General features: G+C 34.8%; 16 protein-coding genes and 1 pseudogene. 11 read left to right on the forward strand and 6 right to left on the reverse strand.

Annotation, left to right across the window (positions count from 1 at the left end):
• Positions 1-5 precede the first annotated feature (5 nt).
• Positions 6-713 carry a DNA alkylation repair protein gene (locus ACQVV1_RS08625; RefSeq protein ID WP_242254539.1) on the reverse strand — a complete coding sequence of 236 codons (708 nt, stop codon included), beginning with the start codon at positions 711-713 and terminating at the stop codon, positions 6-8.
• A gap of 349 nt (positions 714-1,062) precedes the next feature.
• On the opposite strand from ACQVV1_RS08625, the gene ACQVV1_RS08630 reads away from it, so the two are divergent.
• Positions 1,063-1,329 carry a hypothetical protein gene (locus tag ACQVV1_RS08630; RefSeq protein ID WP_242254537.1) on the forward strand — a complete coding sequence of 89 codons (267 nt, stop codon included), beginning with the start codon at positions 1,063-1,065 and terminating at the stop codon, positions 1,327-1,329.
• 184 nt (positions 1,330-1,513) lie between these two features.
• Here the strand turns inward: ACQVV1_RS08630 and ACQVV1_RS08635 are convergent, their stop codons facing one another.
• Complete coding sequence (locus ACQVV1_RS08635) at positions 1,514-2,746, reverse strand: MFS transporter (RefSeq protein ID WP_309259119.1); 1,233 nt, start codon at positions 2,744-2,746, stop codon at positions 1,514-1,516.
• Between the two features lie 225 nt (positions 2,747-2,971).
• On the opposite strand from ACQVV1_RS08635, the gene ACQVV1_RS08640 reads away from it, so the two are divergent.
• On the forward strand, positions 2,972-3,553 hold the full coding sequence (locus ACQVV1_RS08640; protein ID WP_242254533.1) for a TetR/AcrR family transcriptional regulator: 582 nt from the start codon (positions 2,972-2,974) through the stop codon (positions 3,551-3,553).
• A gap of 81 nt (positions 3,554-3,634) precedes the next feature.
• On the opposite strand, the gene ACQVV1_RS08645 is transcribed toward ACQVV1_RS08640, so the two are convergent.
• Genes ACQVV1_RS08645 through ACQVV1_RS08655 form a run of 3 tightly spaced genes read right to left on the reverse strand, consistent with a single transcriptional unit; the run spans position 3,635 to position 4,935 of the window.
• Positions 3,635-4,081 (reverse strand): DUF7832 domain-containing protein, encoded by a 447-nt coding sequence (locus tag ACQVV1_RS08645; RefSeq protein WP_242254531.1) that lies wholly within the window; start codon positions 4,079-4,081, stop codon positions 3,635-3,637.
• A gap of 26 nt (positions 4,082-4,107) precedes the next feature.
• Entirely contained in the window at positions 4,108-4,410 is a 303-nt protein-coding gene (locus tag ACQVV1_RS08650) for a contact-dependent growth inhibition system immunity protein (RefSeq protein WP_431168793.1), read from the reverse strand.
• 45 nt (positions 4,411-4,455) lie between these two features.
• Positions 4,456-4,935, reverse strand: a complete 480-nt coding sequence (locus tag ACQVV1_RS08655) for a hypothetical protein (protein ID WP_063220964.1) — start codon at positions 4,933-4,935, stop codon at positions 4,456-4,458.
• Positions 4,936-5,363: 428 nt separating this feature from the next.
• On the opposite strand from ACQVV1_RS08655, the gene ACQVV1_RS08660 reads away from it, so the two are divergent.
• The 4 genes and pseudogenes from ACQVV1_RS08660 to ACQVV1_RS08675 form a co-directional block, all read left to right on the forward strand.
• Positions 5,364-7,139 (forward strand): S-layer homology domain-containing protein, encoded by a 1,776-nt coding sequence (locus ACQVV1_RS08660; protein WP_309259118.1) that lies wholly within the window; start codon positions 5,364-5,366, stop codon positions 7,137-7,139.
• 293 nt (positions 7,140-7,432) lie between these two features.
• A complete protein-coding gene (locus ACQVV1_RS08665; RefSeq protein ID WP_242254516.1) occupies positions 7,433-8,176 on the forward strand; it encodes a DnaD domain-containing protein in 744 nt (247 codons plus the stop codon).
• Positions 8,177-8,256: 80 nt separating this feature from the next.
• Entirely contained in the window at positions 8,257-10,647 is a 2,391-nt protein-coding gene (locus ACQVV1_RS08670) for a penicillin acylase family protein (RefSeq protein WP_242254514.1), read from the forward strand.
• 148 nt (positions 10,648-10,795) lie between these two features.
• A pseudogene (locus tag ACQVV1_RS08675) lies at positions 10,796-10,921 on the forward strand (SMI1/KNR4 family protein); the annotation flags it as partial.
• A gap of 39 nt (positions 10,922-10,960) precedes the next feature.
• Here ACQVV1_RS08675 and ACQVV1_RS08680 read toward each other — a convergent pair.
• Positions 10,961-11,314, reverse strand: a complete 354-nt coding sequence (locus ACQVV1_RS08680; protein WP_242254512.1) for a DUF4878 domain-containing protein — start codon at positions 11,312-11,314, stop codon at positions 10,961-10,963.
• Between the two features lie 320 nt (positions 11,315-11,634).
• Here ACQVV1_RS08680 and ACQVV1_RS08685 point away from each other — a divergent pair, with 320 nt between their 5' ends.
• The 5 genes from ACQVV1_RS08685 to serC all read left to right on the forward strand — a co-directional run bounded on the left by ACQVV1_RS08685 (position 11,635) and on the right by serC (position 16,436).
• Entirely contained in the window at positions 11,635-12,462 is an 828-nt protein-coding gene (locus ACQVV1_RS08685) for a helix-turn-helix transcriptional regulator (protein ID WP_242254511.1), read from the forward strand.
• A gap of 292 nt (positions 12,463-12,754) precedes the next feature.
• Complete coding sequence (locus ACQVV1_RS08690) at positions 12,755-12,994, forward strand: cupin domain-containing protein (RefSeq protein WP_000997182.1); 240 nt, start codon at positions 12,755-12,757, stop codon at positions 12,992-12,994.
• 800 nt (positions 12,995-13,794) lie between these two features.
• Entirely contained in the window at positions 13,795-14,862 is a 1,068-nt protein-coding gene (locus ACQVV1_RS08695; protein ID WP_063220971.1) for a glycoside hydrolase family 113, read from the forward strand.
• Positions 14,863-14,951: 89 nt separating this feature from the next.
• Positions 14,952-15,143 carry a DUF378 domain-containing protein gene (locus ACQVV1_RS08700; RefSeq protein WP_000670803.1) on the forward strand — a complete coding sequence of 64 codons (192 nt, stop codon included), beginning with the start codon at positions 14,952-14,954 and terminating at the stop codon, positions 15,141-15,143.
• A 210-nt stretch (positions 15,144-15,353) separates the two neighbouring features.
• A complete protein-coding gene (gene serC / locus ACQVV1_RS08705) occupies positions 15,354-16,436 on the forward strand; it encodes a 3-phosphoserine/phosphohydroxythreonine transaminase (protein ID WP_242254510.1) in 1,083 nt (360 codons plus the stop codon).
• Positions 16,437-16,439: the final 3 nt, after the last annotated feature.

Consider the following 16,439-nt stretch of genomic DNA (forward strand, 5'->3'; position numbering starts at 1 on the left):
CTTTTTTAACATCTTACATACTTACGTTTGAAACCAAGTCTGCCTCTATCAAGTTCTTTCTGAATACTTTCGGAAGCATGTAGCAAACTGCTTTTTTTATTATCGCGTTTTACTTCAACTATACCAACTTCTTTTGCAATCTCGACTGCCTTTTCGTGTAGTGGCACATATGAAATTGCTACAGTGTTTAGAAAATTATTCATAGCGGATTTTGTTCGTTCTGGTGAATCATGGATCGTATTTTTTACCATTTCAAGCATAGTGGAAATTTTGCTTTCAGAAAACTCATTGTCTTTGCGATTTCCTAAAAGCCAGCAGTAGCAACTCCAGCCCGCTGACATTCGTAGCTCGTCTCCACTTGCAATCCATTTATCAGCAACATCTTGTGCAATATTTGATTCTGATAAAGTTACTGCTACCACATAATCGGACAACATATAAAAATATGCTCCGTCTATCCAGCGATCAAAATCAGACTCACTCATAGCTTTCGGATCCGCAATAATGCCTGCAAAGTACATAGCATCGTAGTTGCCTGTCGCATACAGTTCTTCAGCTAACTCTTGATTTAATTTTATTTTTTTAGCGATTGGTTTCATAGCGCCTGTAGCTACGCCGAAAACTGGTTCGTGCGCACCGTTAGATATGTATATTTTTTTCGTTCTTTCCTTACCGAGGGATTCAAGCTCTTGCATAACTGTTTTTAAATCCATAGCTGTGCACTTCCTTCCTTCATATAAAAATCATTTTAATTGCGATCATCTAGTTTAAATTTTTTATCATGTTTTCCATACTTCCTAATTTTAAATCTTATGTGAGTAGGATGTCTACTTTCTATAATTTATCGATAATTCAGTTAGTGATTTTGAAAGTCTAGCTATCTATAATTGTAAGGGTACTATATGAAAGTAGACGGGAAGGAAATACAGAAGTATAGCTTTTTACATAGATTGTTGGGATGAAAATAATATTTTACCTTCGGCTCTTTCTCGGTATTAGCATGTTATTATTTGGTAAGGGGATAAATGGAATTTAAAGTTAAACATGTGAGGTTGGTTATAAATGATAAAGAAAATTACTAGAGTAGTATTAACTGCAGTTATGCCAATTGGTATTATTGTGGGTTGCGGAACTACTGAAAAAGCTGAAGCAGGTCTCGTTTGGAAACAAATAGAGCGTGGGTCTATTATTGAAGTGCAATATGGTAAAGACCGCAATGATATTGTAGGTGTACAATTAGTAGGAGATCGTGAGCCATACGAAATTAGTGATAAGTTTGATCGGAATACAATAAACGAGATTGTCGAAAATGTTAAAGGGAATTTGTAATAGATGTACTTCGCTAGTATAGGATTTATTATTATAAAATGATGAATCGCATATGTGAAAATTTAGAATCAACGGCATTTTTTATATGAAAATGCCGTTGATTTGTGTTGAAAAGTAAATGCTATTCTATAGTCTTGTAGAAAAACACGTATGAAACATAAATGAATTATTCTTCTTTTAGCTGTTATGATCGCCGTAAGGTTATTATCCAAAATAAAAGAGCACAAGCACTAACAGATACACCTAATATGCATACTCCATCCCAACCATATTTTGCATACATATTTGTTGAAAGAATTGCACCTGTTGCACTACCGATAGAGTAAAAAATCATGTAACTGGCAGTGAGTCGACTTCTCGCTTCAGGACGCACTGTGAAAAGCATACTTTGATTGGTGACATGTACAGCTTGCACCGCTAAATCTAAAAGGATAATGCCGAAAATTAGTAATAATAGAGAATGGTTAATAGATTTAATTAGGAGCCATGAAAGTACTAATAATGATAAGGCTATGCCAGTTGTTCTTTGTCCGAATCCTTTATCAGCTAATTGTCCAGCTTTAGTAGCAGCTAATGCACCTGCAACTCCAGCAAGGCCGAATGCGCCAATAGCTGTATGCGAAAGGTTATGTGGTGTAGCACTTAGAGGCAATACTAAAGAAGTCCATAAAATACTGAATGAAGTAAAAATAAGCAATGCTAATATGCCGCGAATGCGTAAAAGTCGTTCTTCCACAAATAATAAGAGAACAGAGTGTATTAACTTTCGGTAAGACATAGTTGTCACTTTTTTATGTTCAAGAGTTGGTAAGTTCCGGTGTAACAAAACAGTTACGAAGAGTAAAAGAATAGCGGAGGTGAGATAAACGGATCGCCATCCAGCTAAATCTGTTAATGTGCCTGCAAATGTACGGGCAAGGAGAATACCTATTACAACGCCACTTGTAACGAAACCTACTATGCGTCCACGTTCAGTTGGATTAGCTAAAATTGATGCATATGCGACGAGTGTTTGCGTAACAGTTGCAAGAATTCCTACTAAGGCCATACCTATAAAAAGTACGGTGCTTGAGGGAGCGCACCCGATTATAATTAAAGCAAAAACAGATAAAAGCATTTGGAGAATTATTATTTTCTTTTGGTTTAATAAATCACCGAGTGGAACTAATAAAAGTAAACCGAGTGCATAACAAACTTGAGTAATAGTAATCACAATACCGATAGTCGAATGACTAATCTTAAATTCATTTGACAATGAATCAAGTAGTGGATGAGCAAAGTATATGTTTGCTACAGCCATCCCGCAAGCAATGGAGAATAATAGAGTCATATAGCGGGACATGATTGCACTAGCAGATGAATGTAGCTGAGTATGATTATGTTTTAGAGTGGTCATCATTTTTTCTTTACTATTCATAAAATCAGCTCCTTTTTGTATTATTGAAAATAACATACCGAACGGTATGTTATTTTATAAGTAAAATATAATCTTGAAGAAATATTTATGTCAAGTTTCTTTTGATTTTAATACGACTTTTTTGACACATCGTTTATAATCTAATACGATATATAATATACTGATTGGTACATAAATGGTGGTGTGTAATCTTAATAACTAGATGTAGAAAGGAGATGGTTTTAAATGGCACGACTACGTGAATTTGATGAAGAAAAAGCTTTGGATGCTGCTATGCAACTTTTTTGGGAGAAGGGATACGCAGCTACCTCATTAAGCGATTTAACTGCTAAAATGGGAATACAAAAGCCGAGTTTATATTCAGCCTTTGGTGATAAAGAGGGGTTATTTGAAGCAGCATTAAGGAGATACACAAATTTACATGCGGCTAATATACGAACAAAACTTCAAAACGAACAATCTGTAAAAGAAGCAATTCGGACGTTTTTTGAAAATATGGTAAAAGAGGAATATAAAAAAGAGTTCAGTAAAGGTTGTTTTTGTATTAACACAATGGTCGAACTTGCTCCTCATAATCAAAAGTTTGAAGTACTGACTAGAGAACATCAAATGTATCTTGCAGTTGTTTTTCAAGAATTAATTATGAAAGGAATTCGATCAGGAGAACTACAAAGTGATTTGAACGCTAAAGCAGTAGCGCAAACATTAGTCACTTCCTTAATTGGATTAACAGTGTTAATGAAATCACGCCCAGAACGTTCCGTTATAGATAATTCGGTATCGATAATAGTATCGATAGTAAAATGATCTTTGGGTGAGGTGTTAATCAGCAAATTAGATATTAAGAAAGTCGATTCCTTATTAAAATAAGAAATCGACTTGTTATAATTATTTATTTTGTAAGTTGTCTTTCCAAAAATTATAGCTATTATCAATAACGTTTTTTAATTTGAAATAGTTTTCCCAAGTATCTTGCACGTGGTAGAGAGTTTCGCCTTCGTCTATAAAAACATCACTGTAATCATTTATATATTTCCAGTCCTCGTCATGATTAAAGTAGTACTTTGCGAATTGGTTGCCCTCATCATTTAACATGTCGTCTGCTAAAACGCCATCCAAGTTCATATAAATTTCTGTGCCAGTCATTTGTTTAAGTTTAAACTGATTAATTTCGTCTTGAGACTCTTCTTCAAATTCTTCACTAAATAAATTATGTTCAAGTATCCATCCTAAAAACATACCAGTATGTACAAAAGCTTGATCAATTGGTAAGTCCTCAGGAAAATCACCTTGATAATGGTACTTCGCTTTATCATAAACGATCGTATTTAACAATTAGGTCATCCCCTTTAATATATAATCTAATAAACTTGTACGGTTTGTTTTAATATTTCAACTATGTTTTCAAGCCATTCTACCGGTGTAATTTCTAGCCCTTCAAAATATATCCCATCTGCTGAATATCGAATGTACACTTGCTTTTCTTCAATGCTATAATCACTTTTTAGAAATTTAGATAGAAAAACAATAGAGTCTTGTAAATATTCCTTGTGTGCCTCTTCTAATAATTCTTTAAGTGCTTCTTCGTAGAAAGTATCTTGATGGAAAGTGCCAGCTAGAAATTGGAAAACTTCATCATCTTCCATATTTTCTATTTGTAGCATACTCATCCTCATCCTCCTTGTTTCGTATGTAGTGATATTTCACAATTAATCTAGAATAATTAATTGTGAAAATAAACTTTCTATGTCTTTAGCATCTTTCTTGAAAAATTTAAGTATGCGTGCCATAACGTAGTAATTTTCCCCGCCACGCTCTGATACTAGAACATTCTTTTCGTTTTCTTTTGTAACTTCATTTTCTAATACAGAGTAGATGTGTTTGAAATCGCCTTTTTCAAATACTACACAACATGTTAATAATGCTATGCTGTAGTAATAGCCAATCACATCATACATAGCAAATTGATTGTTTGGCATTAAATCTAATTGGTAAGAGTGTACTGTATTGGCAACGAGTCTAGTTATTCCTTCAGATTCAATAAAAGGTTTCATACGTAAGCAGTGATTTTTATTTAGTGGTGCATGAGCAAAAGATTTTAACTTATTAACTAGTTTCTTTACAATTTTTTGGTCTTCTTCATTTAATGTATCAATATTAGTGAGTAAAATATGAGCGATTTCTTCCATATAAAAACTCCTTTCAATGTAAAAAGATGACAACTATATTATAGCGGAAAATTGAAAAAGCTAGTATTTTTAAATAGGGAAATTACATTAAATCAGGATCTAATTAATAGATACATAGTAGTTATGAAACATCATAAAGTTCCTTCTTATTGAAAAAAATCAGTAAAAGGTATCCTAATCTATTTTTTGAGAAGTAGTAGGGTGTAAGGGGATAAGTGCTTTTGACGGCGATTGCAATTGGTTATAAAATAATGTCTGTTAAGGGATTTTATAGAAACTATCATTCACCTGCTGGGGATAAAATGAAGTGTTTATAAAAAGGCGGAATAAACATATTTTTATACATAGTAGATTCATAGTATTTCAATAATGAAAAATTAAGGGAGGTCGAGATACTTATACGAACTGTGTAGGTATCGATTACAGCAATGAATATTAAAAAACGAGTAATCGCACTATCCACAAGTTTGGTAATTTTAGGGAGTGCACCTTTATCAATATCAGCAGAAGAGATAAACAAATCTCATACTGACCAGCTTAGTATTGCACAAGGGGAACGTGGAACAAGCGGGTTAAGTTATTCTAATTTCACTCTAGAAACTCCTGATCACATGCAAATTAACGAAGCAGAGGTATCAGAAAACGAGAAAATACTTCTAGAAGAATATAAGCATAAACATGATGAAACAGAAGAGTTACATAAAATGAAAGAAGCTAAAAAAGGTCAAGTAGCAGAAGATGAAGCTATTTCAAACATTGAAAAGGCATTTGAACATGTAGACGGTCGAAATGATGGCTCTACTCGTGAAATGAAGCCGGTTGAAAAGCCAAGAGTTATTCAGTATAGTGCATCGATGACTACAAAGAAATATGGAACACTTGCAGGTACTCCATTTGTAGAGTGGATTGTTCCAGCAGGAAATCCTGATATTCGCCCTGCTAATCCGATGAAAGCACGCTACATTACAATTCACGAGACTGCAAACACAGCCCGTGGTGCGAATGCTGAAAATCATGCGAAATATTTGTATAAACAAGCAACGGAAGGTACGTTCCGAACAGCTTCATGGCATTTTACTGTAGACGACAAACAAATCTATCAGCACTTACCAACAAATGAAAATGGTTGGCATGCAGGAGATGGTGATGGCTCAGGAAATAGAGAGTCTATCGGTATCGAAATTTCAGTTAACCAAGATGGAGATTACAATAAAGCGTTAGAGAATGCAAAAAGACTTGCAGGTTATTTAATGAACAAAGAAGGTATTAGTGCGGATCACATTTATAGGCATCAACAATGGAGTGGAAAAAACTGTCCTGATATTTTAATTTCTCGTGGAAATTGGACTGGCTTCGTACAAGGTATTCAATGGTATGCAAATGTTAACGCACAAATTGATTCGCCTTTACAAGAAAGAAATGAGCTATTTGATTCAAATGAATATAATCCAGCTGAACCTAATATGGAGCTTGTAGTGAATGGTGACGGTATAAACGTACGTAGTGGCGTAGGCCTTGAGCATCATATTGTTCGTAAAGCTTCAAACGGAGATCGTTACAAAGTGTTAGCAGTTAAAAATGGTTGGTATAAAATAGGTAATGATGAGTGGATTTTCTATAACCCAAGTTGGATTAAGATAAACTATAATGTGCCAAATAAAGAAGTGCAAAAACCAAAAGATGATATTACAGGTGGATGGTTTGAAGGGCATATTCGTAAGCTGAACAGCCTCGGAATTATGCACGGTGAAGGAAATGGTGTATTTGCGCCTTATCGTAATGTAACGAGAGCTGAGTTTGCGACATTAATCTCAAATGCTCTAAAGCTACCAGAAGGAAATAAGTCATTTGTAGATATTAACAAAGCGCATCCATCACTTCATAGCGGTATTAAACGTAGTGCAAGTGCAGGAATTATTAACGGTCGTGGCGGAGGGATTTTTGATCCTAACGCATCTATCACACGTGAAGAAGCATCTATCATGATTGACAACGCATTACAGTATAAAGGTGTTACAGGTAAATTAGTCGCATTACCATTTACAGATCAACATTTGATTACATACCAACAGCCAGTTCAGCGGTTATATAGCTTAAAGGTAGTTACAGGTGTTGGAAATAATGAGTTTAATCCTAAAGGGACAACAACTCGTGGTGAAGCAGCTGCCTTTTTAGTGAAGATGTTAGATGCAAGTCAAAAATAGAAAGAATGATAAAGGAGCTATCCAAAATGAGAATTTGGAACAGCTCCTTTTTATATTAGCCACTATTAAGCCCTTTCCAAGCCCCTCATAAGCACCTACCAAGTAATAAATTACTAAGAAAAAACAATACAAAACAAAAACAACTACAAGAACAAAAAGCGCGAAAAAATAAAACCGTCGTTGTAGTAGTTAAAAAAATTTGGAATTAAAATGCAAAAACTAAGCCCTTATCCCTATATGTATATTGAAGAGTTGAAATCTGACTTTATATGAATACAAGGGGAGGTAAATATATGGCGGTGTACCGTAATGTGCAGGTGAACTTTTGGCAAGATGAATTCATATTAGATTTAACGCCAGAGGAGCGTTATTTTTACATATATTTGTTAACTGGTACGAAAACGAAGCAATGTGGAATTTACGTATTACCGAAGCGAGTGGCAGAGCTTGAAACAGGCTACAGTATGGAGACTGTTGAGAAGTTGTTAAGTAGATTTGTGGAATACGGGAAGATTTTATATGATGTGGACACGAAAGAGTTATACATCATAAATTGGCTACACTATAACCCTATTTTAAATACAAATGTAGAAAAGTGTGTGTTGCGTGAGCTAAAGACTGTAAAAAATAAAGAGTTCATACATATGTTTTTACGTAAATGTCTGGAAGAAGAATGGAAGATTCCATTGTTGTTGCAGCATTTTGGTATGCCAGAAGAAGAGGATACTAGTAGTTCGGAAGTAGTTTTTGAAGAGAAAGAAGAGGTAGAAAGTATAGAAGAGACCGTTCCATATAGTGAAGTTTACAAGTCTTATGAACAACATATTAGCAGTTTATCCCCATATATCGTGAAGGAATTGAAGAATTGGATACAAAGACTTTCAGGAGAGAAAGTATTAGAGGCGCTTAAAATTGCGTTTGAACATAATAAGCGAACTTTTGCTTATGTGAAGGGGATTTTGAGGAATTGGTGTAAGAAAGGACGGGGAGATTTCAGTGGAAGAAAGGAAGGAGAAGTCTGTTTACATGATCCATAGCATAAGAAAAGATGGATTTTTCCTATTCTAAAAGGTTCTTTCAAAATAGAAGCGAATAGTTTGAGAAAGGAGGGGGTTATATGGAAGTCGTCGTAAAGAAGAAACGAACTAGGGGTAAGAGAATTTTTATTTGGTCTAGTAGTATCGTTCTTTTGTTAGTTATTTGTACAGCGATTTTTTTGAACATATATACGCTTAGGTCTGTGCCAAAGATAGATGGAACGATAAAGCTAGAGGATTTACAACGTGCTGTTATGGTAAAGCGAGATAGTAAAGGGGTACCGCATATTAAAGCGGAAAATGCACATGATTTATATTTTTCGCAAGGGTATGTACAAGCGCAAGATCGTTTGTTTCAAATGGATTTAAGTAGAAGGCAAGCTTCTGGTATGTTGAGTGAAGTTGTAGGAGAAGCAGCTGTTGATCGAGATAAGTTGTTTCGAACGCTCGGTTTACGGCGAGCAGCCGAAGCATCTGTTAGTCAATATGATGGAGAAGCAAAATATGCCCTGCAGTCATTTGCTGATGGGGTGAATGCTTTTATACGTGAGGCGAAAGAGGAAAAGAAATTGCCGGTCGAGTTTATTATATTAGGTTATGAGCCCGCTGAATGGTCGATTGTTGATACTTTAACAATTGGAAAGTATATGGCGTTTGATTTAGGCGGACATTGGCATGGACAGGCGTTTCGATATTGGGCGCTGAAAAATCTACCGAAAGAGCAAGCAAATGAACTATTTCCTACATATCCGAAAGATGCGCCTAGATTGCTAGCTGAATTGAAAAATACAAATGTGGATGTAGCACAAAGTTTTGCAAAAGCGATTATTCCACCAGAGTTTAATGGTAGCAATAACTGGGTTATAAGCGGTGAGAAGAGTGCGTCTGGTAAGCCTATTTTAGCAGATGACCCTCATTTATCTCTTGCGACGCCTTCTATTTGGTATCAATCGAAACTTGAAATGAAAGATTTGAATGTGAGTGGTGTTATTTTCGCTGGCGTGCCAGGTGTTATAATAGGACACAATGACAAAATAGCATGGGGCGTTACGAATACAGGTCCTGATGTGCAAGATTTATATATTGAGAAGCGAAATCCTAATAATGAAAATGAATTTCTGTATAACGATAAGTGGGAAAAAGCTACTGTTGTAGATGAATCTATTAGAGTAAAAGGCGGAAAGACAATACCGTATAATGTTACGGTTACGAGGCATGGTCCAGTCATTTCAGAGTTTGCAGATAAAGGGAAAGAGAAAACGAAAACAGTATTCGCTTTGAAATGGACTGCTCTGGAGCCTTCCGCTGAATTAAAGGCTGTATTAAATATGAATAAGGCGAAAGATTGGAATGAGTTTGAAACGGCTCTTCAAGATTTTCATATACCGACTCAAAACTTTGTATTTGCATCAAACGACGGCACTATTGCTTATAAAGCGAATGGAAATATACCAGTGCGTAAAAAAGGTGATGGTAGTTTACCAGTGCCAGGATGGACAGATGAATATGAATGGGAAGGGTATATCCCGTTTGATCAACTTCCAAAAGTAATCAATCCAAAACAAGGGTTTATTTCAACTGCGAATAATAAAATTGTTGATGATAATTATCCGTACCATATTAGTAATACGTGGGCGCAGCCATATAGGCAAATGCGTATTCAAGAGTTTTTACAAGAGAAGGAAAAGTATACGGTAAAAGATTTAGAAGAGTTACAGATGGATCAAAAAAATTTATATGGGAAAGAGTTTACTCCTATATTTTTAAAAGAGTTAAATAAAGCATCTTTAAATGAAGTAGAGAAAGAAGGCATAAAACAATTAACAAAGTGGAATTTTTACGATAGTAAAGATGAAGCGGCACCATTAATATTCCATTTGTTAATGAAAGAGATTTCAAATACGTTATTTTCAAAAGAAATACCGAAAGATGTGATGGGATTATTTGAAGGGAAGTCACAAGTTGTTGATGAATTAATTCGAAAACAAGTAGCAGGAGAAAATAGCGCTTGGTTTACGAAGTACGGAGGCTTCACGAAAGTTGTGCATACTTCGTACGAGAATGTAATGAAGAAATTACAGAAGGAGTATGGACCTGATGTTGCGGAGTGGAAGTGGGGCGATTACCATCAACTTGCTTTTACACATCCCATCTCAAAATCATCTAGTATATTAGCACTACTTGCATTTAATCGTGAGAAAACAGTTCCAATTGGCGGAAGTCAAGTTACCGTTCAAGCAGCGAGTTACGGAGATAACGGTATTGTCAATCACGGAGCGTCTTGGCGATTTGTTATTGATACGAAAGATATGTCAAACGGTTATCATATCGTAGGGCCAGGACAATCGGGACATTTTAGAAGCGATTGGTATCATGATCAAATAGATGATTGGGTAAATGGAACGTATCATACGACTACATTGAATACGGATGGAATAGAGGGGAAGGTGTTAAATTTAGAGCCGAAGTGATAGGATGTTTTTGTTTGCGGAGGGGACTAGTAATAATCTTTTTGATAATGAAAGCTTATCATTTAGAACATAACCTAGCTCTTAAATAATTTTAACAGCCAGCCTACTATCATTTAATTTGATAGTAGGCTGTTTCCATATTCGAAATAGCACTGAATCACCAACAGTAGTATTTTGGGATCATGAAGAAGAAAACATAGAGGAAGCAATATATCCTGTTTGCTCAACATTTACAGAATTGCTTGCTAGTCTACGTGATTTCGAAGAAGATTGAGGGAACTAAAAAAACAGCCTAGAATTCTAGACCGTTTTTTTATGATTTACTAATTTTCCAACCATCATCCGTTTTCTCTAGTTCAATTACGATTACTTTTTTAGGATTACCTTTATATACAGCATCAACAGTTACTGTAGCAATTTCATTTTTCTCTTCGACTTTTCGAATTTTATAGCTTTTAAGATCCTTGCTAACCGATTTCATTAGGTCTGCATTTCCGCCCACAAAAGCAACGATTTTCTTCGCTTCAGGAGTGAATAACACGCCAAAATCTTTAACATTTCCTTCTTTTGCATCTTCGAAATACGCTGTAGCAACTTCTTCAGGATTACGATTATTTCCACATGATGCAAGTGCTGTAACTGATAAAGCCATTACAACTATTAACATGATTATTCCAGTTTTGAGGGGAATTAGTTAACAAAGACCAGGTATTATTTGCAACAGAACCGTCCCTCTGTACCCCTTGTTTCGTCATTTTTCTAGGCCATCCAACTTGACAAATGTTTTTTTACCAAACTACAATGAAAATCATTATCAATAATATAGGGAGGATACTTTTGTCAATAAATGAAAAACAATATATTTATAGGTTAATAATCAGATCTTGTTAAGTCGTATGTACTATTTTTAGTTTAGCGTTGCCCAGAATGTACACCAATTAATCTCGCGAATTACAAGAAAACTATTATTGAAATGAGGCGTGTATTGTGAAGTTGGACGTGAATGAGTTAGCAGAGTATCTTGCCAATACTCCTTTCCGAGTAGAGGGAGTATATCGTTATGCTAAAAATCCAGGTGTGCCTTGTGCTGAGTCTACAGATTCTTTCCCAGGATTTGTATTTCCACTTACAGGGGAGACGCAATTTCAATTTAATGGTACGCTGTATACCCTTTCCCCAGGAAAAGTTATACATGGGGGTGCAAAAATGACATTAGCCCATAAAATGCTTGGTGAAATAAACTGGGAATATATTCTTGTTTTATATCGGATAAGCAATTCAGAACGAGAAGACTCTGGCTTTACTCATCAGCATTTTGAATTATTAACAGGACAATCTCCTCGTCTTGTCGAATTACTTATGCGTCTTTGGGATGTGTATAATCAGCGTGGAGGCATTTCGATGTTTCAGACCGAAATGCTGTTTCGCGAAGCGTTGAATGAAGCTTTATTAAGTGTTGTCAATAGAGAGAATAACTATGAGTCGCATACTTTATTCAAACGAATATCCAGTTACGTTCATAAAAACTATTATGAGGATATTACAATACATACACTTACAGAACAAAATAATGTTAATCGAAATCGTCTTTCTTACGTGTTTAGAAAGCATGCAGGTATGGGGCCAGCAGAATATTTATTGAACTATCGTATAAAGATGGCTCAAAAAATGTTATGTACAAGTGGTGTGCCTGTACAACAAATTGCGCAGGCTGTTGGAATCGCAGACCCTTTTTATTTTAGTAGAGTATTCAAGAAGCGAGTTGGCATTTCGCCTACTAAATATCGCGAGAAGTTCATCAATAATCCATACTAATGTCAACAGGGGTCCATTCTTATTTGAAAATCACTGTTCTATACTTATGGAGAGTTAAAGGAAACATTGGATTGAAAGAACTTTCATTGAAATCACTCCTTTGTACTACCTGAATGAAAAGTTCTGGCCTGAGCATTTTCTTTTAAGCGTAATGACGACTTTTTTACTGAGATTACTGTAATATAGTGGAAGTTAAAAAAGAGGAGGAATTATTATCCATTACCAACCTATTAAACTAAATGACGAGTTATCTAAAATTAACGATTATTGGTATCCACGAGTGATTGGTGAAATGAATGATGATCAAATTCAGCTTTTTAAAGCTAATGGAGATTTTATATGGCATGAGCATCCTAATACGGATAAGCTATTTATTGTGCTTGAAGGGGAGATGTTCATCGATTTTCGTGATGGACAGGTGAAAATTTCTAAGGGCGAGATGTTTATTGTCCCGAGAGGCGTTGAGCATAAACCTTTCACTGAAAAGGAATCCCACATCATGTTGGTAGAGCCTAAAAGGGAAATGGATTGATAATTGTATCAAATGTTTCGTTGGCAGATAAGAAAGTGTAGATACAATTGAGAAGTTAGGATTTAAATGCTCTATTATGGAATAAAGCATGCATCTTTAATTGATACCCTATTATAGAAATATTATGTAGTAACTTTTTTCTTATTAATTCGCTCGTATTCCTATTCTAGTATCTAAAATAAAAATGGATACTTTCTTGTCTAAAAAGTATCCATTTTCATGTCCTTGTACATTAAAGAAAGGAGGGGAGGTTAACTTTCTTTATTCATGTGTTCGTTAAATTCCGATTTAATGAACACTTGGATAATATACGTATCTCTCTCCCTTCTTTATTTTTTAACTAAAAGAATTAATTATAGGTATGATATTCATGAAGTAATTATTACTTTGTACACAGTCAAGAATTTATTTGTATGATGGTGTGATTTTTGAAAGAAGAACAAAGAAATTATTAACTATAAAGGTAAATAATTAATTAAATATAAAATTAATACAAAATCGAATGTAGATAAAAATTTTTTGATACATTTATGAGTATAAAAATTTGTTTATACGAAAAGATAGATGTTGTTAGATTATCAGAAAAAGTTCAATAATTTCAATCGTAAAAAGATAAAAAAGGAGCGAAAATACGCTCTTTTTTTATTTATCTTACTATTTTTAGGAGGTTAGTATGAATAAGGTATGAATAAAGGATGAATAGCATTTTTATCGATAAAAATTTATTGGATTTTTTGTGGAATATATATGAAACGTTGTATAAAATAATCAAGAAAGCCAAAAATTATAGGGGGAAAGTTGTGAAGAAAAATAAGAGTTTAATAAGTTTTTTAGGAGTGTTTATTATGCTGTTTTCTTTTTGTTTTCAAGGAAATGTACAGGCAGATGTAAATACTGTTCAATCTGGAAAAATCAAATCAGGAAATGTAACGGTATGGGAAGTTGGAAATGTGGCGAAAGTGTTAGCTGATGTAGAGCGCTTGAATTTAAATACAGTAAATGTACCGATTCAGGTAGATATTCCGAACGTGACTTCTACGAACATGGTAATTAATCAAGCGCAAAAGCAACAGGCTATTATTTTAATTCAAGAATTATTAAAGCGTAATATTCAAGTTATTGTGGAACCGTTCCCATATATTCAGCAAGGAAATGTTGGGGAAACGGAATGGAATCCAAGTAATATTAATGATTTCTTCTGGAATTGGAAAACGGTTATTCTACAAGATATTTTTAATTCGATTACAAGTAAATACAATGTGTACGGGCTCAAGATTGCTTCTAATTTCGTAAATATGGAATATGCAGAAGGATATTGGAGCGATACGATTGATTTCGTCCGTCAGCAGTATAAAGGAAATGTTTTGTATCAAATGAATTGGTGGTTAACAGCGAGTTGGGATCCTTCTTATGAAGCGAAGTTTGTAGAGAAAATAAATCGTCCGTATTTAAAGAAGGTAGATATCGTTAGTATCGATAGTTGGTTTGAAGTTTCTGGAAAAAGAAACCCATCATATGAAGAAGTGAAGCAAAGTTTATTTGCGACGACAGTGTATAATCGTGGGCAGAATGTTGTTCAGCAATTGGAACAATTACATAAAGCAACAGGGAAACCGGTTTATTTTGGTGGGTTTAACGTTCCGGCACGTGAACTTGGACTACAAAATCCGTGGAATCCAGATGTTTCTAATGTGTTTTCAAAAGACGTACAATTAAACGGATGGCGCGCTTACCGTGATGTGTTAGAACCGAAACCATATTTTAAAGGTTTTTCAATTTGGTTTATTGGTTCTAATAATAGTACGCATGCGTATCAAATACATAGTAAAGAAGCAGAGGCAGTTATTAACGGCTGGTATCGAAAATAATTTTTATAAAATAGGTAAGTTTTGAAGTTTACCACATATATTTCTAGTGAAAGGCCTTTCACCATCTTATCACCTAGGGGGCAATCATAATGAAATTTTTGTCTTACCTTACAGTAATTTTGGTGATTCTTGGCGGTTTGAATTGGTTATTTGTAGCGTTAGATTACAATGTAGTTGAGAAATGGTTTGGTTCTATGCCGGCGCTTGTGGACACTATTTATTGGCTCATTGGTCTTTCTGCAATTTATCAAATTTTTGATCGGTTCTTTACGGACAATTAGCTATTATTCTTTTATTACTAGAGTGTTAAGTACGATTATGTACTTAACACTTTTTTGTATGTTTATAAAAATAGTTTGCATATGCAAGCGATTCCATTGCTTCTTACGCCGTAATACTAGAAAACAAATTGACCGTATATTATATTCTAGGTTATAATTCAGAAAGTTTAAAAATTAATAAAAATGAGAAATAGGGAGGTTATTAGGATGATGGAGAGGGTATATAATTTTTCAGCTGGACCATCTATACTCCCTTTGCCAGTTTTAGAGAAAGTGCAAAAGGAGCTTGTAAATTATAACGGGACAGGCATGTCTATTATGGAAATGAGTCATCGATCTTCTTATTTTCAAAGTATTATAGATGAAGCGAGTAGCTTACTTCGTGAATTAATGAATATTCCTGATGAATATGATGTTTTATTTTTACAAGGTGGTGCGTCATTACAATTCTCTATGATACCACTGAATTTAATGAATGCGTATAAAAAAGCAGGATATGTACTGACTGGCTCATGGTCTAAAAAAGCACTGCAAGAAGCCGAAAAGGTAGGAGAAGTACAAGTGATTGCTTCTTCTGAAAATGAGAAGTTTACTACAATTCCTAAACTGGATGGTTTACTAGGCGATGAAAAACTAGATTATGTACATATAACAACGAACAATACAATTGAGGGTACGAAATATGTGGACATTCCACATTTAGATAAAGTACCGCTCGTTGCGGATATGTCCTCAAATATTTTATCAGAACGATATGATGTTTCGAAGTTTGGTCTTATATATGCGGGAGCGCAAAAAAATCTAGGACCAGCGGGCTTAACGATTACAATTATAAAAAGAGATTTAATTGGAGGGGCAGATCGCTCTTGTCCTACAATGTTAAACTATGAAACTTACAGCAAAAATAACTCCTTATATAATACACCGCCATCCTTTAGTATTTACGTAACGAAACTTGTATTAGAGTGGTTGAAAGAGCAAGGCGGCGTATCTGCGATGGAAGAACAAAATAAAATGAAATCTTCACTTCTTTACAATTTCTTAGATGAATCAAAATTGTTTACTTCACCAGTTGATCCTACGTATCGATCACTTATGAACATTCCGTTTACAACGCCGTCAGAAGAGCTTAACAATCAATTTTTACAAAAAGCGAAAGAGCGTGGTTTTGTTACGCTAAAAGGACATCGCTCAGTCGGTGGTATGCGCGCAAGTATTTATAATGCGATGCCAGTAGAAGGTGTGCAACAATTAGTAAATTATATGAAGGAATTTGATCTTGAGAATAGATAGGGA

Origin of the sequence: Bacillus basilensis (assembly GCF_050630465.1) — a bacterium.
GTDB classification, from domain to species: Bacteria; Bacillota; Bacilli; order Bacillales; family Bacillaceae_G; genus Bacillus_A; species Bacillus_A basilensis.